The sequence below is a fragment of the Coprobacillus cateniformis genome (genome assembly GCF_009767585.1).
GTDB classification, from domain to species: Bacteria; Bacillota_I; Bacilli_A; order Erysipelotrichales; family Coprobacillaceae; genus Coprobacillus; species Coprobacillus cateniformis.
This window is the reverse complement of the sequence record NZ_WSNW01000001.1, coordinates 116,013-137,257: the sequence shown is the minus strand read 5'-3', so window position 1 is coordinate 137,257 and position 21,245 is coordinate 116,013. Positions and strand designations below refer to the sequence as shown.

Genomic DNA, 21,245 nt, shown 5'->3' with positions numbered 1-21,245 from the left:
AAAAAGAGGAAAGGACATTAAAAATGAGCAAAGAACCTAGTGATTTTCATACTTTTACAGGCTATCGACTGACATCTAGCCAGGAGTTGACTCCTGCTATGGAAGATTATTTAGAAATGATTTATAGACTTTATCATCAACAAGTTAAGATTAGAATCGGTGATCTTTCTCGTCACTTGAATGTTCAGCCATCTTCTACAACGAAAATTGTTCAAAGATTAAAACAGTTTGGTTATGTTGATTTTGAGAAATATGGAGATATTACTTTAACTGATAAAGGGATGAATGAAGGACGATATTTGTTATATCGTCATGAAATACTTCATCGTTTTTTATGCGTTTTAAACCATTCTAATGACGAATTAGAACAAGTTGAAAAAATAGAACATTTTATGGATAAGAAAACAATTTTACAAATAGAAAAATTAACTCATTTTCTTGAAAAACATCATGATTATGATTGATGGATTCCTCATGTTTGTTATTCACCCTGAGTTTTTATTTAAGAATTGGTAGTGATTTGATAGATCTTATTTATCATGAAAGCCAGAAAAAGAAAATGAAAGCTATTTGTTTAGATGTTTATCAAGGTCATTTATCTGCTATACATCTCTATAAAAAGTGTGGTTTTCATTATATTCATACTGTTGATTTAGGGTTAAGTGAATAATTTTTCATTTATTAATAATAAAAAATCAAGAAAGAATTGATTATATTTAATATGAATTCATCAACTTTTCAAGAGATATAGATTAATTCATATATTCAAAAAATTTGTATATCGTCAATACCATAAGTTAATATAATATTTAAATGAAAAGGATACGAAAGTTTTGAAAAATTAAAAAAATGATCTATAATCATCAATAAATGTAAAATGGGGTATGACTACCCCAATAAAGATTTTAATTTTGTATAGACTCTTGTACTTATTTAAAATTAGAATATAGAATGTTTACATAGATTTATTAGCATTTTTTTCTCGATATCCAGCACATATATTTGCGATTACTAAACCACAGCCAATAATAAACATGACTAAAGAGCCATAATAGAATATCTTTATATTTTCAATTCCTAAAAACATTTCCCATGAAAGATTGTTCCCAAAACTTAAGAAAAGAAAGGATATAACAAATGATGTCATGACCAGCATGCCTAGTATTGTAAAAACAAATCCACTTAATAATATTGAAGTTTTTTTCATAATCATTTCCTCCTATTAGATAAAAAAATAATAGATGGCTTTTATATTTTCTTTAGCTTCAATATTTTAATAAGTTAAAAACTATTCCAATCTTAAATTTATAAATGAGAAATTAATATAATATGTAACATGATTATAAAAAAACATGTTTAAAACTGAAACTAAATGTCAAATAAAAAACCATTGATACAACACAAATAGTAAACAAGAATATTTTGCCAATTAACCCTGGTATATTATAAATGACTCATTTAATTAGTCACTTATAGTATACCTTCTCCTTTCTACCAACCTATTTATCCGTGGTTGATTACGGTTTAGTTTTACTATAAAATTGAATAATGTGATCATGGATTTGTATTTTTAACCCTGTGGCTTTGACTACTTTAAGGAGGTTCTTACCACGCCTTATTCCTAAATAATGATGAGTTAGATGAGTCTTGAATTCGTATTTTCTACCAGGTTTTGTGGTCTAAGTGTTGTGGATACCATTTCACATATTTTTAAACAAGAAAGCCAACTATATAGATGTCAATAGTTAAATTGACTTTTCTGTTGGAAATAGATGAAGATCTTTGAAAAGTGAATATGTGTACACTGAAAACAACTAACGAGTAGCCATTTAATAAATGATGATATAGCGTTATTATTTACACAAAGCAGAATCAAAGCTCATGTTTTCAGTAAGCAACTTAAAAATGACTCTTAGTAATTTACGAACAACATGGCCTTGAGCGCAACGATGGGATTTACCTTCTGAGCGTTTTCGGTTATAATACTCATTGAAAGTAGCATTGAATCTACAAAGAGGAAGTGCTGCTTGGTAAAGTGAGAGTCTTATGTGAGGAGAACCACGCTTGGTGATCGCAGTCTTATCTGCATTGTATTGTCCTGATTGATAAACTGCGCAATCTAAACCGGTGTAAGCGATAACTTTTGTGTGAGAGCTGAAGTTATCAATAGGCCCTAATTCACATAAGATCGACATTCCGGTAATCCAACCGATGCCGGGAATCGTAAAAATAGGAGAGTTCAGCGTGCGTGCTAATTCTTCTATTTTTCTATCCACAATATCAAGTTGATCCATAAGCAGTTCAATACTGGCGATGAGTTGTTTGATTTCAAGAGTCATGACCGCGTTATCCTCACCGATGGAAGTTTTAGCTGATTCTTTCAGACGTGTAGGATAATCCGAATTGATCTTGCCGTGTGAGGCGTCTGAGACGATTTTCTTGAGATGTTTTAGATGAGTTTCTCTGATGACTTTCGCAGAGCCACATTCCTTTAAAACGGCCATATAGGCTTTTGAATATTTCGTTGCAAAGATAGAGTTATATTCAGGAAATACAATATCAATGCATTTTTGAAGTTTGTTTTTGGCTTGATTCAAAGAGGCAGTGAGATCATGATGATAGCGAGTCAACTGTTTACCCTCACGCAAGGACAACTTATTTTTAGTCATATGTGTATAATCTCTGGATTGGAGAACAGCGCATATCGTTAAAGAATCTTTCTTGTCATTCTTGGTTTTACGAATCTTCTGTTTACGCTTGGCATCCGTAGAAATAGGATTAATGATACCTACTTGAAAGTCGTTAGCAAGCAGAAAACGCAGTAGATTATCACCATAGTGACCAGTAGATTCTAATCCGCTCATATGACGAGAGGATTGGAAGGGTTTGATGATATGTAAGAGAGCATCAAAACCATCGCTGTTATTAGCAAAGAAGAATGGTTCTACAAGAACTTCACCTTCAGAGTTCATAACAGCACAGCAATGATTGAACTTACCAACATCAATACCTATGTAATTCATAAAAACACGACCTTTCTAACAATGTGATGTGACCACAAACAAGAAACCAAAGAGCCTAGTGTGAAATACAAGTTCAAGACTTATCCAACTTATCACAATTACGGTCAAGTGCTGTGGCAATAGACTTTCTTAGGTAGTCAGGCTACAAGGATAAATCAAAGTACACATTCACTTTTCCATTTTAACAAAATCAGCTAGAAAGAGATATATGTAAATGACTCATTGGATAAGTCATAATCATTATACTAGGATGTTTTTTATGAAATTAGTTGGTATTGATATTGGTAAGAATAAACACTTCTTTTGTGTTATGGATAAAGATACTGGTGAACTTTTTGTTAAGCCTGTTTCTTTTCCTAATAATAAAGAAGGTTTTGATTTCCTTGTCAATAAACTGAAACCTTATTCTAAAAAATCAATTTTGATTGGTATGGAAGATACTGGACATTATCATTTTGCTTTATTAAAGTATCTATTGGACAAACATTTTACTGTCGCCTTAATCAATCCTAAAACCACTGATTTTACACGTAAATTGCAAGGTGGCATTACCAAAAATGATAGGCTTGATACTTTAACGATCTGTGATGTCCTTGATACCCCTGAACGCAAGAAGCAGTATCGCATCACTAAAGTGAATAGCTTTGATCTCTATGAACAAAAGCAATTGACCAGACATCATCATAATTTAAAAGAAGAATTAAATGTCTATGGCAATCGTCTTCAAAAATGTATTGATATCGTTTTTCCTGAATTCAATAGCTTATTTAAATCTAAATATGGCACTGTCTATATGAATCTTCTTAAAACATTTGGCAGTGCTGAAGCTATCGCTGATACTGATATCAGAACTATTCGCAAATGCTTTGATATCAACGGCAGAGGAAATCGCATCTCTTTAACACCTGAACAGTTAAAAGAATGTGCTAAATCTTCTATTGGTATTTCTTCTATAGCTGAAGTTATTCAAATCAAGCATTTGGTCAATCAAATAGAACTCATCAGTGAACAAATTACTGAGACAGATAAAAAAATAGAAGAGTTCTCCGTGAAAAACAACTCTCCTATCCTATCCATACCAGGAATTTCTCATTTCTCTAGTACTTCTATTTTAGCCGAATTAGGAGATATAAGCAACTATAAAAAGCCTTCTCAAATTATAAAATTTGCAGGAGTCGCTCCAATGCATTATGAATCCAGTCAATTTACTGCACAACATACCGCTATCACTAAGAAAGGATCTAAATATCTAAGGAAGACCCTATATCAGATTATATTGCCTGTAATTCATCATAATCCTGTATTTAGACAATATTATGATTTAAAGATTTCTCAAGGCAAGGGTCATCGCTGTGCTCAAGGTCATTGTGTAAGAAAACTGCTTAGAATCATATATCATTTATTAAGTACTGATCAAAAATTTGATCCTGAGCTTTTAAGATAACTATACAAATTTCTAAGAATGCCATTTTAAAGGTTGTTTTTGTCATGCCCAAAATCACATATAAATATTCAATTTTCAAGATTCTATACAAGTTAACTCATAAAATCAACAGTTTTAAAATTTTCAAACTTTTTCATAAAAACTCTTGATTTTTATATAGTTAGCTCCTTTACAATTTATTATATTAAATGTGGCTACATATTATAAATATTTTAAATGACTTTATCTACTATCAATTTACCAATAAAAAAACAAATTTGCAACAAGTTTCATTCAATATTAACTGACATATAACTTTATTGAATTAAAATTATTTTTTATACATACCAAAGTATCTAGAGGTATATTTATAGGAAACTATGATAATGAAAATATGAGTGATAAGATAAACTTTAAAATTTTATACCTATCATCTAAATAGTTCTATTTTTCTATATGAAACAATTCTGAAATATAATATATTGGCATGTTAAATTCCTTAACCATGTTTTAACCAATTATAAAATGTCTTTAAAACTTTCTAACTTTTTGAGGTTTCTCTTGATCAAATTTCAACTAACATATTGTGTATACATGAGAAACTAAAAGATGCAAGATTCTATATCATAGATGAATAAGCTGTATAAAAAAGCTCTTTTGCTTATCCATAATTATTCATATGATTTTATTTTCAATTCAATATTTGATAAACTACGATTTATTTGCATTACACTTCGCTTTTCTTTGGTTTTCTCTAAATGTATTTTTGTTAAAAACATGGTTTAGGACAATTGTTGTATCTTGTCATAAATGATAAACATTATAAATTATGCTTTGAAAATACATTAAACTTTTCAATAATCAATTCTTTAACTCTATCTAATCTTGTATGTTTTCTTTATCAAATGTTTTCAAGTGTATATATTATTGTTTTTATGAATATCATAATAAATAAGGGTGTTACTATTTAGATTATACTACTTCTTCAATTTTTTAATATCTTTTTTATACCTTTTCTGATTATAGTCATTTCATAAATCTTTAAAAAATTTTTTATCCTCCAACATGTCATATCTTCACTCCAAACTGTCATTTTCATTTTATTAAGATTTTTTATAATGAAACATGAATAAGGAATCATTTTTGTTTCTACATTAAATATGATAAAATAATAATATCTTTAAATATAGAGTAGGGGTAGAATTTATGAACTATCAAATCATTAAAAATCAGTTAAAATAATGAGAAGAAACGTATCAAGAGATATGAGATGATGTTGAATTGATTATTGAAGAATCCACTGCTTTAAGAGAAGTAGAATAATTAGAAAAAGGTTTAAACTGCTTTTATCAGGCTGAACCAATAGAAGGTTGATTTTAAAGAGAAACCAAATATAAAATAAGTGATTGAGATTATTGGATATGCTTTAGGGGAGTCTTTTGTACATCATGGGTATATGAGTGAAACAGTTAAGGCGACGTGCAACAGCTAGGTATTAGACATGCGATTGCTGAAACAGAAAAAGAGAATAAAGCATCACAACGACTTTTCCAAAGATGTGGTTTTATAGAATATTTGAGAAATGAAACAATATAGTGACGATTGTCATAGAAGGAGTGTAAGAGAAATCATTATGAAAACCAAGAAGATTGTTATTAATCGTGATAGTGTATGTATGGGGGATGATTGTATGTCTCATGAAAAAAATCTAAGTATTAACGAAGATATGACAATGATAGATTTATTTGAATACTTAATTGAGTATGTTCCTTCTATGAATAATGTCATTTGGGCTGTTCGTTCAGATAAAGGAGTATGTGGCTATATCATTACTGATGAGAATGGGAAAGCAGTTATTGAACTTATTGATGAAAATCAATTCATTATGAATACAGAATTGCACGATATAATGTGTGTATACTATTATCCATCTTGTTTTTCTTGGATAGATGGAGAAACTGGTGAACATGTTCATAAATATAGTGAAAGTCTCTCTTTTCTAGAAAAAGTAAGAAAAGATAATGAATAGTAAGAAAAGATTTTGTTTAGATATGGAAATAATAACAACTTATATCTTAGAAAAGAATAAAAAAGGATTACGTGATTAATATGGTTGAATTAATGTATAAATCTCATAAATTAGCACAAGTTTATATTTGTCATAGTGAATTATTTGAAATCTATGGAGACTATGTAGAATATCCAATTATGAGTAAATATGAAGAGTTTTTTGAAACTTTAATATGTGAAGACGGTTTTGATAACTCTCAATTTGATGATGAGTTATTAAATGCAGAAAATTGGTTCTTATGTGATGATGGCAAAATGATTGGAATTGAATGCCCTGCGCTCTATAAAGAAGACCATTCTATTTATATAAGGTTTAGATAATATGCAAGAAGATCAAAAACAGAGATTAAAACAACTCCTAGAACAACAAAAACAAAGAATATATAATGCAAAAATCAATGAGCAAAAGGAACGTATTTTAAGAGAAATACCTCAATTCCATCAACATTATCAATTTGCTGATAAAGACAATATTATAAGATTAAAAATGTTTCTAAAAAGTTTACCCACTTTAACAAGTGTACGTTTAGATATCTCTCAATTTCCTATTTGGCATGTTATTAAGTCTTTTAAAGATATCAATGATCATTTCAATGTTTGGATTTGTTTTCTAAGTGGTTCACCTGAACTTTTTGAATTGTATCCATATGGAGATATTCAAAACTTTATCAATGATTTTGAAAGTTGGCAATATATAAGTCCTTATTTGATTTTGGTATGTGATAATTTTAAAGATTTCATATTTATTGATGATGAGAAAAAGATAATCCGATCGCAAAATGCTTAAGTGAGAAATATAAATAGAAGTGAAAATATGAACATAAGAGTTGACATAATTAAATATTGTATGTACACTAAAACAAGTTGAATAAATGGTAGAGGTGCAATGATCAAGAGTCCATAATCACAATGTTTGGTACAGTGATTATGAAAAGGGTGATTTGCCGAAGTGTTTTCATGATACCAATAGTGAAAATGCTGGGGGATGATAGAATATATCATCAACTGTCACAATATGTGGAGGGCTATCTCATGCAAATGTATTTTATAATGCTTTGATTGATTGCCAGTCAAAGTTTTTCTTTTGCCGTTTATATCACAAAAAGGAGGAAAACATGAATTTTATTGGAACATTCTGGGCTTTAATCCCAGCGATTATTGCAATTGTGATTGCATTAAAGACAAAAGAAGTTTATATATCGTTATTTATTGGAATTTTTGTTGGAGGATTATTATTGACTGGTTTTCAACCTATTGCAGCTATTGAAACAGTTTTTGAAACAATGATGACAAGTTTATCTGATACTTGGAATATTGGAATATTAATTTTTTTAGTATTTTTAGGAACAATTGTTGCATTAATGACCAGAGCAGGTGGAAGTCGTGCATATGGTGAATGGGCAACACGCAGAATTAAAAATAAGCAAGGTGCATTGTTTTCTACTTTTGGATTAGGGGTTTTAATCTTTGTTGATGATTATTTTAATTGTTTAACGGTTGGGAGTGTCATGCGTCATGTTTGTGATGAATTTAAGATTTCACGTGCTAAACTGGCTTATATCATTGATTCTACAGCTGCACCAATCTGCATTATTGCACCTATTTCAAGCTGGGCTGCGGCTGTGAGTGGTTATACCAGCGGTGATGGTTTTCATCTTTTCTTACAAACAATTCCTTTTAATTTATATGCACTTTTAACAATCATTATGGTTCTATGTGTTATTCGTTTTGATTTGAATATTGGGAGTATGAAAGAACATGAAATATCTGCTCAAAAAGGTGATGTTCATCATGGTAATGAGGAATATAAAGATGTCCATATTATTGAAACATCTGATAAAGGAAAGGTTTTAGATTTAATTTTACCAGTTCTCTTTTTGATTATCAGTTGTATGACTTGTATGGTTTATACAGGTGGTTTCTTTAATGGTGTTTCTTTTATTGAAGCTTTTACAAATTGTAATGCTTCTTTAGGGCTAGTATTAGGATCATTTTTGACATTGGTTTTTACCTTTTTATTATATTTACCACGTCATATTCTCACTTATAATCAATTTGCTGAATGTTTGCCAACTGGATTTAAAATGATGGTTCCTGCAATGACAATTTTAGCTTTGGCTTGGACATTAGGAGATATTGTATCTACACATTTACAGGCTGGTTTATTTGTTTCCACAATATTAGAACAATATCAAATCAGTGTTGCAATTTTACCAGCATGTTTATTTATCATTGCTGCTGGATTAGCCTTTGCAACAGGAACATCTTGGGGAACGTTTGGTATCCTTATTCCAATTGTGACAGCTATTTTTACAGAAGGAAACCCAATGCTTGTTATTTGTATATCATCTATTTTAGCAGGAGCTGTTTGTGGTGATCATATTTCACCAATTTCAGATACAACAATTATGGCATCAGCGGGTGCACAATGTCATCATATTGGTCATGTTTCTACACAACTTCCTTATGCGATGGTTGTTGCAGTTGCATGTATTATTGGCTATATTGTTGCTGGTTTGACACAGAATGTTTGGCTAACATTTCTAAGTGGTCTGATAACTTTATTAATCATGATATTTTGTATTAACAAGAGTAACCTTGTTGTGAAAAGATAATAATTATATATTGCATAACTAAAGATGATATTCTAGATAGAAAAAGTACTGTTATTATATTTTATATATTTGAATTGATTATAATTAACCAGCAACAATTATTGATATAATCAAAAAAACATTAAATATATCACATAAAAATAGAATTTTATTTCTGTCAGTTATGAAAGCGTTGTTATATCTGGGTTTAATACTAATATATGATGTTCTGAAAGTTATTTATAATAAAAATATCCCTATATTAAGATGCTATAGGGATATTTTTTTATCTTCAATTTCTATTTTTATTTTTTCATAAAGTTCATATGTAGCAATACAATCTGCAATTGATCTATGTTCGTTATTGGAAAGGTTTAAGTATTGGACCATATCGGTTAAACGATGATGTTTCATATGAGGATAGACCTTTCTACAAAACTGAAGTGTATCCATATATTCATTTTCAATATCTATATGAAATTGATTCGCAACAAAGTTTAAGTCAAAAGATGTATTGTGTCCTAATAAAATATCATCACCAATAAAATTGAAAACATCGTCTCTAATCTCATCAAGGGCTGGCATTCCTAATAACATATCATTTGTAATTCCTGTGAGTTTGGTTATAAAAGGGCTAACTTCACGTTCTGGATTAATGAGTTGAGAATATTTATCTATAATCTGTTGATTTCTTATTTTCAAAATTCCAATTTCAATAATCTTATCATCAGCCCATGATAATCCTGTTGTTTCTAAGTCAATAACACAATAATCATCAATGATTTTCTTTGTATATTGTCCACGTTTTCTTGATTTTTTATATCTTGTTTGCATACCTTTACCTCAATATCTTTCATCTTTCATTAAATCGGATTTTATCTTAAAAATCAACTGTTTTAGATAATCTCATTCATTTTAAAGTATTTATATATGACTTTTAAAATGTCATTTATGATATATTTGATACCCAAAATAGCTGAGTAAAAACAAAGAGAGTATTCCAATATAAATAAATGTTGTGATGTTTGAGAATGATTAAACATCGCAATAATTTTTTCACTTCTTTATTGCATGAAGAATAGATTTTTTATACTTTTTTTGCCAAATTGATTATCTTCTCTCTTATATAGTTTATTGAAAGAGACTCTAGTTTCACAATTTGATTTTTGAAAACAAACAGATATATATCATACTTATACTTATTGTTTTTTGATTAACCATATATCATCCACAATATTTATAATAGCATTGGCAAAGTGTCGTAAAACGTCGAATTAAACATGTTGATATTATGATTTTTAAATGTTAATCTAATATTAGATAAAGAGATTTAAAACCATTTATAATATGTAGCTCCATATAAAATATAGTAAAGGAGGTATGAATAATAGAGTTTAAATTTAGTGAATAATAGAGTTATAGTTTATTTATTAAAAATCATTTATTATGGTGATTTATAGTCCTTGTTCTCAAAGTTTTGTTAATTATTATTATAACTCAATTTAAAATAATGTCTGTATAGTTAATATTTATATGTTTTTTAGTAGAGAGGGATGGAGGAAAATATGAAAAAAAAAGGTTTATTTGTTTCTTTAATAATTATTTTAGTTTTGTTCATTTTTTGGGTTCTTAGTGTAGGATTCCCTAGACATATGGAGGATTCATATTCGTCTGTCAAAATATTTCAATTCAAAAGCACAAAAAAATTCTATGATTTTTATTCTCCACAGTCTTATTTTAATCAAAAAATAAAAAAACAAACATTAACAGATATAAATAATATTGATATTTGGTATCAGGGAAGTGCAGATAATTACTATAGCATTGTTTTTAAAGGGGCATTATTTGAGCAAGAAATACTGCACAAAAATATTGAAGTGACTTATTCTGTGTCAAATTTTACTGAAGATGAATTTGAAAAAATAAAATCTAAGTATGAATTAATAGATGATGATTTTAGTATTTATTTTTATTTTGATGAAGGACATATTTTTGCTGTTCATAATCATAACAATCAAGAAATAGTTGAAATTTTTATAAGTAATACAAATATTAACGAGCAGTCAGAAGATGATTTTTCTTTAGATGAACTGAAACCTATTATTTATGAAATGATGAAAGATAGTATAAAATTAAATGAAAGGAATAATCAGGAATGAAAAATAAAATAAAATGTTTAATTGCCTTTGTTTGTGTTTTCGCAATATCATTAAGTATAACTACAGTTAAAGCAATGGATCACACAAATAACATTAAATTAATTGAGTCATTAACATACTATTTGGATAATGAATTAACTAATGTTAAATTTGCAAGAGAACTCAAAGACATTGAAGGCGAATATAATTATTATTTGTATAAGGTTGATACGTCTGGTTATGCAATTATCGCCAAAACAAATAACAATATTGTTGAAATAAAATATGATGGGTTCCCAAATGACGAATATGAATATTACATAGGAGCGCAATCATTTTCAAAAACATCTGTAAATAGTATACAATATCGTTCTATTGATAATGAAGATTTAACAGCGCTAAAAGATGCAAATAAAAGGATATTAAATTCTCCAAGTGATAATATTGTATTATCTGAAGATAATTCTTTATTGCGTGGGCGTCCTTATCCTTCAAAACCATCAGGTGTTGGGTCTCCTGTAGGATTGGCGGATTCTAAATTAAATGATTTTAATGGTTCTAATTGGACAAATACTGGTAGTCAATGTGGGGCATATGCTGCAGCGGTAGCTCTTTCGATTATGAATAGGGATTTTGGTGGCGGTTATTATAGACCAAGTGGTTCGTATGCCTACGGTTCTGTATTGACAAGATTGATGAAAAAAATTACAACGGTTTGCTTGCTCCCAAAAGTCCAGAATTCAATTAACTCAATTATGTTAGAGGATTATCCAAAACAGACACATGCATCAACTATTACGTATAGTTTGAGTACAGTTAAAACACAGTTAGGCAAAAATAAGCCTGTTGTGATTGGACTTTATGATTCACCTAACTATACTATACCAAATAGTTATGGCAAGCACATTGTGTGTGCATATCAGTATGCACCAGCAGGTAATAATACATGGCTCAAAGTGCATGATAATTGGGGCGGAAACAATCACAGAGGATGGATAACTTGGGAATGGGCTAATGGTGCTCTTTATATAGTTTAAAAAATATTAAAAAACTCTTGATTTTAATTTATTGCAACTTTCTTTATAAAAACAAGTTTGCTTAATACAGGCTTGTTTTTTATAATATACTACTATCTTATATCTATTATATCCTGGTCTCCTATTTTCTTGTTTACGACAAATATTTCTTTCTTAAGTTTAAAATCGATCTTAGAGATTATTCCTTCAGTTTTAATGTAGTGATCAAAATGGAAAATATGAAATGAATCATGAATATTTCAGAAAATGCATTCCTTGGTGTATTGGTTTTAATCAATATATGCACTTAGATATTACAAAGATATCAAGGCAGATAAGAAAATATCCAAAAAAATGTTAAGTTTTCATTCATCGTATGAATGGCATAATGCTATTGCTTAATAAAAAAGTATTTGGGTTAAATCAAATACATGAGATACTAGCACATAAAGTTACACTCAAACACTCTATAAAAAGTTAAAAATCAAGATGAATCCATATCTTCTTCAAGAATAAAAAACGAACTTTTCAGAATAAATGTTTCACACCCTCGTTTTATCACATTCAAAAATATTTCATTCTTTTTTTATCTTTAAATTTGACCCAAAAATAATTTTACTAATATCTAATTGCTTTATAAACTGGTATAAATATAAAGATATAAAATATATATAATTAAAAGCATGTATATAAATGGAGTGATTTTATGTGTACAGGAATGAATGTCAAAACAGAATATGGAGATATTTTCTTTGGTCGAACAATGGATTTTTCACATGAACTTGATCCTCAAATGTATGTTGTCTCACGAGGGTATGAATGGTCAAATATATTAAATACTCATACAATCGTAACGCAGTATGCTTTTATGGGAATTGGACAGGATATTTCTCCAGTTACTTTTGCAGATGGTGTCAATGAAAAAGGATTTGCAGTCGCCACTCTTTATTTTCCTGGGTTTGCTAAATATGATGATATTGACTTACAAAAACAGGATGTTCCATCTTTGGCAGCTATTGAACTTGTTAAGTTTCTTTTAAGCACATGTGGATCCGTTAAAGAAGCAACAGCGATATTACAAACGATTAAAATTGTTGGAATTGAAGATGCAGTGACGCAATCTGTTGCACCATTACATTGGATTATGGCTGATCGAAGTGGTGATTGTATGGTTATAGAGAAAATGGCTAATGGTTTACATCTTATTCCTAATACAATAGGAGTCTTATCGAATAGTCCCAATTTTCAATGGCACGAAATGAATTTACGTAATTATATGAATGTTATGCCTTATCAAAAAGAAGATATGATATGGGATCAAACGTATTTAAAACCATTTGGACAAGGAGCAGGTACTTTTGGGCTACCTGGTGATTATACACCACCATCAAGATTTGTACGAGTTGCATATCAAAAGACACATACGCTTTATTCTCAAAATAAGGATGAATCAGTTATGGCATGTTTTCATGTTATGGAGAGTGTCAGTATTCCTAAAGGTGTTGTTGTGACGCAAAGAGAAACAAATGATTATACCCAATATACATGTTTTATTGACCTTCATACAAATGAATATTATTTTCGGACATATAACAATCATCAAATTATTAAAGTTCAACTACCGTTATATCAAAATACAGAATGTATGAAATCGTTAGGTCAATTAAAAAAGAATATAGTTTTTAATCATATATAAAAGGACTTATTGATTTAAGTCTTTTTTGTTATTAATGTTGATGAGTATCTAAATGGTTTCTATACTCAATTGGAGTACAATTGACATATTTTTTAAAAACATTTGTTAAATAACTTTGAGTGTTAAAACCTAAAGAAGTGCTAATCTCTAAGAGGCTTCCATGAGAGTGTTCTCATAAAAACTTGGCTTCTTCTATCTTTTGTCTATTTATATATTCAATTAAGGAATAACCAGATAACTTTTTAAATTGTACAGATAGATATGTAGGTGTGAGATGAACAAGCTCTGATAATTCTTGGAGTGTGATGGAACTATGTAAATGAGCGTGAATATAATCCAAACATGTTCTCATCCAGACAGGGTAATTATGAAATCTTTTGGTTTTCACAAACGTACAGAAATCTGTGATAGTGTTCATATATATTTTATGTAAAACTTGATCATTGACACATTTGTCGATCTTTTCAATATACAGATTTCCTAATGAGAAAGCTGATTTTGTATCAGCACCAGCATCAATAACAGCTGTTCTAAATAAAGCCATCATTTGAGAAAAAGTATACTTATAACAATGTAATGGTTCAACATTTGTGATTTCTAATTTTTTGTGTTTTTAAAATATCATTAACAGTTGTTTGAGAACGTGTTTTTTCACCACGTGAGATATAATGAAGAAGTTGCTTTTCTAAATGATGAGGATAAGGTCTGGAATTATATTCACTTTCAAAATGTTTAAGATTATAGAGTATTTCATTATCTTAGACTTCAAATCTTGGCTCTCTGAAACTTGCAAAGATGTCTTGGGTACTTAAAGATTTATCATAAATCATTTGATAGAAAGGGTGTAAGAAAGCAAAGAAACGATTACTTGCATGAGGTATTTTTAATAAGGTATCAATGGTTCTTGGATATATATTTAATGTATTTAAAAAATCATTATCATAAATTTCACTATTATAATAAGGTGTATGATAAAGAATTGGACCTACTACAATTATTGAGATATTATCATGATGGTATGGAATGAAAGTATAGAATTCTAACTTGAATTTGATAATCATAATCCAATAAATAGATTGGATAGGTTGTTGCAGTGGGGAGTAATGGGACTATGTCTTGTCAAGTTTGTAATTTCATAATAATATCCTTTCTTCAAAAATAAAGTATTTCTTATTTTAATATTTCATTTTTAATAACAGTTAACTATAAATAGTGTAAAAAATCATTATATATTATAAGAAAGCGCTTTTTTTATGTTTGTAATGATATTGAATTTAAAGGAGGAGTCATTTATGAATTCTGAAAAATTTGAAAACATGTTGTCTAAATTCGTTATGCCGATTACCAATAAAGCTAACAATAACAAAATGTTATCATCTGTGGCAGAAGGTTTTGTAAGATGACACCTATTATTTTAGGAGTTGCGGTGATGGTAATTATTGGAAAATTACCAATTTCAAGGTGGGGTGAATGGTTAATGGCTAATCAGTTAAAATCTCACTTCGATACTGCTTTAGGGACATGTACATATTGGCTAATTTTTTTCTTTGAAAGAAATGTATGAAATCAATATCGATTTGAGAAGAATAGTGTTATAATAGTAAAATTGTAATGGGGGTATTGAAGATGAAGTATATACATCAATTTTTAATTATTATGTCGATATCATTTGTAGGAGAGTTATTAAGTTTATTACCGTTACCAGTGCCAGCAAGTGTTTATGGATTATTGATTTTATTGACTTGCTTATTTACAGGAGTTATTAAACTTAAAGATGTAGAAGATGTTGCAGATTGGCTGATTTTAATTATGCCAGTTTTGTTTGTTCCTTCTGCTGTCAGTTTAATGAATGTTGGAGATGAGCTCTTGGGGGATATTGTTGTGATTGGTGTTGTACTTGTTGTGAGTACAATTGTTGTCATGGTGACAACTGGAAAAGTTGCACAGTTGATTATTGAAAGAAAGGAGAACAAGAATGGATAAGATTTTTGTAGAAACTATGTATTTTGGAATTGTATTGAGTTTATTATCATATTGGATTGCTGTTCAAATACGTAAGAAATTTCCATATCCACTTTTTAATCCTTTATTAATGAGTGCACTGATATCAATTGCTGTACTGTCTTTATTTCATATCAATTTTGATACATATAATCAGGGGGCTCAAATGATTACATTTCTATTGACACCCTCAACAGTTTGTTTAGCTGTTCCAATGTATAAACAGAGTCAAATTCTGATGAAACATTTAGATGCTATTTTATTAAGTTTATTGAGTGGGTGTTTGGCAGGTTTGTTAAGCATCACAGTATTGTGTCTTTTATTGAATGCTAGTCATACGTTATTGTTTTCACTTTTACCAAAATCAATTACAACAGCTATTGCTATTGGTGTTTCTGAATTAATTGGAGGAAATTCAACAATCACTGTTGGAATGGTTATTATTACAGGAATTTTTGGTGCTATGATAGCCAAAACAGTTTGTCATTTCTTTAAAATCAATCATCCTGTTGCGATTGGTTTAGCATTAGGAAATAGTGCACATGCGATTGGAACAGCAAAAGCCATTGAATTTGGAGAAATTGAGGGAGCTATGAGCAGTCTATCAATTGTCATTGCAGGTATTTTTACTGTTGTTTTTGCTCCGCTTATGGCAAGTTTATTTTAAATAGAATATAATAAGTATAAAGAAAGGGTGATGACTATGATTTTTGCAATCTATAGTGTCTTTGTCGTCATGATGCTGTTATCCATAAAAAAGAAGTCTTATATTATTTTTAAAACACTTAATAGTTTGGCCTTTATAGCTGTGGCTGTTTATTGTGGTATAACTTCAGACCATATGTCTATGCTGGTAGGGATTTTGCCTGGATTGATAGGTTGTCTAGCAGGAGATTTTATGCTCGCAACCCAATATAAAAAGAGTTTTTTATACGGATTAACCTGTTTTTTGATTGCTAATCTTTGTTTTGTTATTTATTTTATTAATTTTCAATCATTATCTATAATAGAGTTCATTTTACCAGTTGTTTCTATTATGATTGTCATTGCTCTTTCTTATTTGCCACGAATGGATTATGGTGTATATGATAAAGCTATTTTGGCATATGCTTTTATGATTACTTTAGCAATGGTTAGAAGCGTCGTTGTGTATTTCACATTATCAACACCTATGTTTCTATTCTCTATGATTGGTTTTATTCTTTATTTTCTTTCAGACATTATATTGCTGTTTGACAAGTTCTATGAATGTCGCTTTAAAGCAAAATTAACTGTATTCAATTTAATAACATATTTTTATGGCATGTTTCTTATTGCTTTAAGTTTAATCAAATAGGATATGTTAAAAATTGGAAAATATGAGATGTCTTAATAATGCTACAATAAAAGTAGTGATGAAATTGAATGGATAAGTGTTGTCAGTATCTATCTATCATTTATAAATGATAAGAATATATTCGACACTTATCGACATTCTTTCAACACTACTTTTCTTATTGCCAAAAAGTGCAAGAAAGTTTGTCAATTATGACAATTTATACAAAACAAGGTATGCTTGAGTTACCGGTGAAAGGAGTCTATATGATAACAACGAGAGATGAAATAATCGATTATATGGAAGTGTGTACACAAACAAGAAAAGACAAAGATATTCAAATTTTTTCTGCCAATCATGTGGCTGATGAATTAAAAATTAGTAGAAGCTTAGCCAGTCAGTATTTAAATGAACTATTTAAAGAAAAATGTTTAATTAAGGTTTTGACAAGACCAGTCTTGTTTTTCCATAGAAAAACATTAGAACAACAAGGAGGTTTTGTATTTCAACAGTTAGATTTCCTTAGTATCAACGAATTACAAACTTATCTTCAAAATCATTCCCGTCAAGACTATGCATTTGAAGATATTATAGAGGCATATGGTTCTTTAAAAGGGATTATAGATAATTTTAAAGCTTGTATGAAATATCCTACAAGAGGGTTACCACTTGTTTTAATAGGTGAGAAAGGAACAGGTCGCAAAAATCTTATTAGAGCAGTTTATAAATATATGCTTTCCCAAAATATTATAGAAACACATTCACAATTGATAGTGATTGATATGGCTGATCTTCAAAATAAGAATGATATTCTTGATATCCTTTTTGGAAATCCTCACAAGAAAGACATCTATCCATCTCAAATCTTACAAAGTCAAAATGGGATGGTTTATATTCGTAATGCTCAATATCTTTCATTGCCGCTTATCCAAAAAATTATTCGTTATTTTAATCCAGAATGCAGTGATGATGATTTATATGTGCTTTGTTCCCAATCAACAGCGAGAATCGTTTTAGAAGCAACGATGAGTCATCAACAGCAGCTTGATATGTTTCAGGATATCCCTATTATTTGTACAATGCCAACTCTCTATGAAAGATATAATGAAGAAAAAGAGGCTTATATATATCGGTATTTTCAAAGTGAGTCAAGAAAAATTGGAAAGAAGATTATTGTCAGTACAAATGTTATGGGGAAATTAATGGCTTATCAGTATACCGATAATATTGATGGTTTAGAAAATGTTATTCAGATTATCTGTGCCAATGCCAATGCTGATCATCATCAGGAAGATCATTTAAAAATTTATACATATCATTTACCTGTTCCGATCTTATCGGTTGAATCACATGATATGACAGAATATAAAAATGAATTGTCTTTTATAGATGTTCAAGGTTATCAGCAAGGACAAGAAAATCAACAAGTTGAAAGGATATTTGATGCTCTTTTACAAGATACAGAAAAGTTTTTTATGAGTAATGATGGTCAATTAGATGAATTCATGAATGTTATGAAAAGACATTATCATCAATATTTTGAATATCTACAATTTCATAAAAGATGTGATCAAAAACAGATTCGTCATATTGAATTATCTATCAATGACATCATTGATACAATTTTTGAAAATTATAATGTCAATGAGCCAACCAATTTTACTTCACTCATTTCAAAAAGTATTTATTTTATTAAAGAGAATAGATCATTTATGAATACTTGGTTTACAACACATCATCAAAAAATTCATGAACTCTCTTTATTTATTCAACAATCATTTAAAAATGAATATGAAATGATAGAGTGTATTCATCTTTATATTTATGACTCATTAGGAATTAAATTTGATGAAATTAATAAAACAATCTTTACTGTTTTATTAGCTGATTATATTCGTGGAATTGTGAAAAAGAAATGTTTAGGTATTATTGTTTCTCATGGATATTCAACAGCCACCAGTATTGCTGATGCCGTTAATACAATGATTGGTAGAAATGTCTTTGATTCCATTGATATGCCAATAGAAACAACAACTCATGAAATTGTTGAGAAGATTAAACAGTATTTAGTCAGAGTTGTTACAAAAAATGATTTATTGGTCATGGTTGATATGGGATCTTTGCAAGATATTGGTGAATCATTAATGGCTGTTGCTCAAAGTGATATAGGTGTAATTAATCATGTTTCTACGGGTTTGGCATTAGAAGCAGGATACTTGATTTTAAAAAATGAATCTTTAAAACATATTCTTGATAAAGTCAATGATATTTCACAAACTTCTTATCGTTTGATAGAGAATACAAAACGAAAACCAGCGATTCTCTTTACATCAGAAAATGGTGTCAATACAGCACGTCGTTTATCAGAACTCTTTATTAGAAGTTTACCTAAGAATATAGATGTTGATATTTTAACATATGATTATTTTGAATTGATGAATACAATTCAGCAAACAGATGTCTTTGAAAAGAAAAATATTTTATTTATCTTTGGTGTCAGTAATCCAAAGATACCAGAAGTATCATTTGTCTCTTTAGAAGATATTATGAGTATGAATAAGGTTGATGAACTTTATCGTGATTTTTCAATTTATTTAACTGCCCATGAAATTAATGAATTCAAAAGAAACTTAATGAGAAATTTTTCTTTAGAAAATGTCATGAAGCATTTAACGATTTTAGAACCAACACGATTAATTGAATCAGTATCTGAATCAATTGAGAGACTCCAAAAATTACTCAACGTTGAATTTTCTAATCAAACGATTATGGGGTTATATATTCATATTAGTTGTTTAATAGAAAGACTAGTCACAAAAGAAGCATTAAACTATGGAGATGTGACCAAGTTTGCCTTAGAGCATACAGATTTTATAGCCCATGTGAAAACAAGTTTTGAAAATATCTTTCGTAATTATGGAATAGATCTTCCATTAAGTGAAATGAGTTATTTATATGATTATATCTCTATAGATTCTACAAATCATATAACACGTCAGAAAAGGGGTTTGTTATGAAAAAAATATTAATTGCGACACACGGAATGTTAGCAGAAGGGTTAAAGAGTTCTATTCATGTGTTAGCAGGGGATGGTTATGACATTCAAACAATTAATGCTTATACAGATGAGTGTCAGGGTGATTATTCTCATCAGATTAAAGCATTTATCACATCTTTAAATCAAGATGATGAAGCAGTAATTTTTACTGATTTATTAAGTGGTAGTGTAAATCAGAAAGTCTGCCAATTGTGTGTGCAAAGGCCATCTTATTTACATATTGTTACTGGTACGAATTTAATGTGTGTGTTGGCTGTTTTGTTAGAAACACGACCATTAACACAAAAAGTCTTAAAAGAAATTGTAGAGAACTCGGTTGTCTCTCTGATTGATTTGGAAGATCAAATTCAATTGGAAGAAACTGATGAGGATTTTCTATGTGTAGAGGAGGAAGAAAGAAATGATTGTTTCCATTAGAATTGATGATCGCTTAATTCATGGTCAGGTTGCTTTAGTTTGGTCCAAAGAATTAAATACAACAAGGATTGTTGTAGCGAATGATGAAGCAGCAAGAAATGATGTCATGAAAATGACATTGAAGATGGCAACACCAGCAGGGATTAAATTGTTGATTAAGCCATTACAAGAATCTATAGATGTTTTTAATGATTCAAGATCTAAAGATTTGAAACTCTTTGTTTTAACAAATTGTATTCAAGATACATTGGAAATTGTTAACAATTGTCCTGATGTAGAATCAGTCAATGTGGCTAATGTGGGACGTTTTGATGAAAGTGATCCAGCACTTAAGACACAATTAAACCCATGTATTATTTTGAATCCGCAGGAATTGGAAGCTTTAAAGGAGTTGGCAAAATGTCAATTACCTGTCTATGCACAGGTTGTTCCAACGAATCCAAAAATACCAATTCAAAACTTATTAGATGGAATGAAAGGATAGGAGGAGAGAA

Annotated in this window: 23 protein-coding genes and 1 riboswitch; of the genes, 17 read left to right on the top strand and 6 right to left on the bottom strand. The window is 29.4% G+C overall.

The window, feature by feature from the left end:
• Positions 1-23 precede the first annotated feature (23 nt).
• Both GQF29_RS00750 and GQF29_RS00745 read left to right on the top strand, forming a co-directional pair.
• Entirely contained in the window at positions 24-464 is a 441-nt protein-coding gene (locus GQF29_RS00750; RefSeq protein WP_054325491.1) for a metal-dependent transcriptional regulator, read from the top strand.
• A gap of 56 nt (positions 465-520) precedes the next feature.
• Positions 521-670, top strand: a complete 150-nt coding sequence (locus GQF29_RS00745; RefSeq protein ID WP_160340688.1) for an N-acetyltransferase — start codon at positions 521-523, stop codon at positions 668-670.
• A gap of 285 nt (positions 671-955) precedes the next feature.
• Here the strand turns inward: GQF29_RS00745 and GQF29_RS00740 are convergent, their stop codons facing one another.
• Together GQF29_RS00740 and GQF29_RS00735 are read right to left on the bottom strand one after the other, a co-directional pair.
• Entirely contained in the window at positions 956-1,207 is a 252-nt protein-coding gene (locus GQF29_RS00740; protein WP_160340687.1) for a hypothetical protein, read from the bottom strand.
• Between the two features lie 646 nt (positions 1,208-1,853).
• Positions 1,854-3,023, bottom strand: a complete 1,170-nt coding sequence (locus tag GQF29_RS00735) for an IS110 family RNA-guided transposase (RefSeq protein WP_160340686.1) — start codon at positions 3,021-3,023, stop codon at positions 1,854-1,856.
• 259 nt (positions 3,024-3,282) lie between these two features.
• On the opposite strand from GQF29_RS00735, the gene GQF29_RS00730 reads away from it, so the two are divergent.
• The 5 genes from GQF29_RS00730 (at position 3,283) to GQF29_RS00710 (ending at position 9,131) form a co-directional block, all read left to right on the top strand.
• On the top strand, positions 3,283-4,467 hold the full coding sequence (locus tag GQF29_RS00730) for an IS110 family RNA-guided transposase (RefSeq protein WP_160340685.1): 1,185 nt from the start codon (positions 3,283-3,285) through the stop codon (positions 4,465-4,467).
• 1,612 nt (positions 4,468-6,079) lie between these two features.
• Positions 6,080-6,475: a hypothetical protein gene (locus GQF29_RS00725; RefSeq protein WP_160340684.1), complete on the top strand. Its 396-nt coding sequence runs from the start codon at positions 6,080-6,082 to the stop codon at positions 6,473-6,475.
• A gap of 80 nt (positions 6,476-6,555) precedes the next feature.
• Positions 6,556-6,837, top strand: coding sequence for a hypothetical protein (locus GQF29_RS00720; protein WP_160340683.1), 282 nt, complete (start codon positions 6,556-6,558; stop codon positions 6,835-6,837).
• A 1-nt stretch (position 6,838) separates the two neighbouring features.
• On the top strand, positions 6,839-7,303 hold the full coding sequence (locus GQF29_RS00715) for a hypothetical protein (RefSeq protein ID WP_054689039.1): 465 nt from the start codon (positions 6,839-6,841) through the stop codon (positions 7,301-7,303).
• Between the two features lie 81 nt (positions 7,304-7,384).
• Positions 7,385-7,552: riboswitch (Lysine riboswitch) on the top strand.
• 79 nt (positions 7,553-7,631) lie between these two features.
• Entirely contained in the window at positions 7,632-9,131 is a 1,500-nt protein-coding gene (locus GQF29_RS00710) for a Na+/H+ antiporter NhaC family protein (protein WP_160340682.1), read from the top strand.
• A gap of 249 nt (positions 9,132-9,380) precedes the next feature.
• On the opposite strand, the gene GQF29_RS00705 is transcribed toward GQF29_RS00710, so the two are convergent.
• Entirely contained in the window at positions 9,381-9,944 is a 564-nt protein-coding gene (locus tag GQF29_RS00705; RefSeq protein ID WP_160340681.1) for a 3'-5' exonuclease, read from the bottom strand.
• 731 nt (positions 9,945-10,675) lie between these two features.
• Here GQF29_RS00705 and GQF29_RS00700 point away from each other — a divergent pair.
• The 3 genes from GQF29_RS00700 (at position 10,676) to GQF29_RS00690 (ending at position 13,960) form a co-directional block, all read left to right on the top strand.
• Complete coding sequence (locus tag GQF29_RS00700; RefSeq protein ID WP_160340680.1) at positions 10,676-11,269, top strand: hypothetical protein; 594 nt, start codon at positions 10,676-10,678, stop codon at positions 11,267-11,269.
• The gene (locus GQF29_RS00695) at positions 11,266-12,285 is read left to right on the top strand and encodes a hypothetical protein (protein ID WP_054325497.1); all 1,020 of its coding nucleotides are present in this window, start codon (positions 11,266-11,268) and stop codon (positions 12,283-12,285) included. The genes GQF29_RS00700 and GQF29_RS00695 overlap by 4 nt, the downstream gene beginning before the upstream one ends.
• A 685-nt stretch (positions 12,286-12,970) precedes the next feature.
• Positions 12,971-13,960, top strand: coding sequence for a linear amide C-N hydrolase (locus GQF29_RS00690; protein WP_054325498.1), 990 nt, complete (start codon positions 12,971-12,973; stop codon positions 13,958-13,960).
• A 31-nt stretch (positions 13,961-13,991) separates the two neighbouring features.
• On the opposite strand, the gene GQF29_RS19000 is transcribed toward GQF29_RS00690, so the two are convergent.
• The 3 genes from GQF29_RS19000 to GQF29_RS00675 form a co-directional block, all read right to left on the bottom strand.
• Positions 13,992-14,105: an AraC family transcriptional regulator gene (locus GQF29_RS19000; protein WP_160340866.1), complete on the bottom strand. Its 114-nt coding sequence runs from the start codon at positions 14,103-14,105 to the stop codon at positions 13,992-13,994.
• Positions 14,106-14,132: 27 nt separating this feature from the next.
• Positions 14,133-14,507: an AraC family transcriptional regulator gene (locus GQF29_RS00680; RefSeq protein WP_054325499.1), complete on the bottom strand. Its 375-nt coding sequence runs from the start codon at positions 14,505-14,507 to the stop codon at positions 14,133-14,135.
• A 211-nt stretch (positions 14,508-14,718) separates the two neighbouring features.
• Positions 14,719-15,021: a hypothetical protein gene (locus GQF29_RS00675; protein WP_054325500.1), complete on the bottom strand. Its 303-nt coding sequence runs from the start codon at positions 15,019-15,021 to the stop codon at positions 14,719-14,721.
• A gap of 338 nt (positions 15,022-15,359) precedes the next feature.
• On the opposite strand from GQF29_RS00675, the gene GQF29_RS00670 reads away from it, so the two are divergent.
• The 7 genes from GQF29_RS00670 (at position 15,360) to GQF29_RS00640 (ending at position 21,235) form a co-directional block, all read left to right on the top strand.
• Positions 15,360-15,524: a hypothetical protein gene (locus tag GQF29_RS00670; RefSeq protein WP_160340679.1), complete on the top strand. Its 165-nt coding sequence runs from the start codon at positions 15,360-15,362 to the stop codon at positions 15,522-15,524.
• 62 nt (positions 15,525-15,586) lie between these two features.
• Complete coding sequence (locus GQF29_RS00665) at positions 15,587-15,943, top strand: CidA/LrgA family protein (RefSeq protein WP_054325502.1); 357 nt, start codon at positions 15,587-15,589, stop codon at positions 15,941-15,943.
• Positions 15,936-16,628, top strand: coding sequence for an LrgB family protein (locus tag GQF29_RS00660; RefSeq protein WP_054325503.1), 693 nt, complete (start codon positions 15,936-15,938; stop codon positions 16,626-16,628). The genes GQF29_RS00665 and GQF29_RS00660 overlap by 8 nt, the downstream gene beginning before the upstream one ends.
• A gap of 36 nt (positions 16,629-16,664) precedes the next feature.
• On the top strand, positions 16,665-17,297 hold the full coding sequence (locus GQF29_RS00655; protein WP_054689030.1) for a lysoplasmalogenase family protein: 633 nt from the start codon (positions 16,665-16,667) through the stop codon (positions 17,295-17,297).
• A gap of 245 nt (positions 17,298-17,542) precedes the next feature.
• Positions 17,543-20,293 carry a PRD domain-containing protein gene (locus tag GQF29_RS00650; protein WP_160340678.1) on the top strand — a complete coding sequence of 917 codons (2,751 nt, stop codon included), beginning with the start codon at positions 17,543-17,545 and terminating at the stop codon, positions 20,291-20,293.
• Positions 20,290-20,751: a PTS sugar transporter subunit IIA gene (locus GQF29_RS00645; RefSeq protein WP_160340677.1), complete on the top strand. Its 462-nt coding sequence runs from the start codon at positions 20,290-20,292 to the stop codon at positions 20,749-20,751. Before GQF29_RS00650 ends, GQF29_RS00645 begins: the two co-directional genes overlap by 4 nt.
• The gene (locus tag GQF29_RS00640) at positions 20,735-21,235 is read left to right on the top strand and encodes a PTS sugar transporter subunit IIB (protein WP_054325505.1); all 501 of its coding nucleotides are present in this window, start codon (positions 20,735-20,737) and stop codon (positions 21,233-21,235) included. The genes GQF29_RS00645 and GQF29_RS00640 overlap by 17 nt, the downstream gene beginning before the upstream one ends.
• Positions 21,236-21,245: the final 10 nt, after the last annotated feature.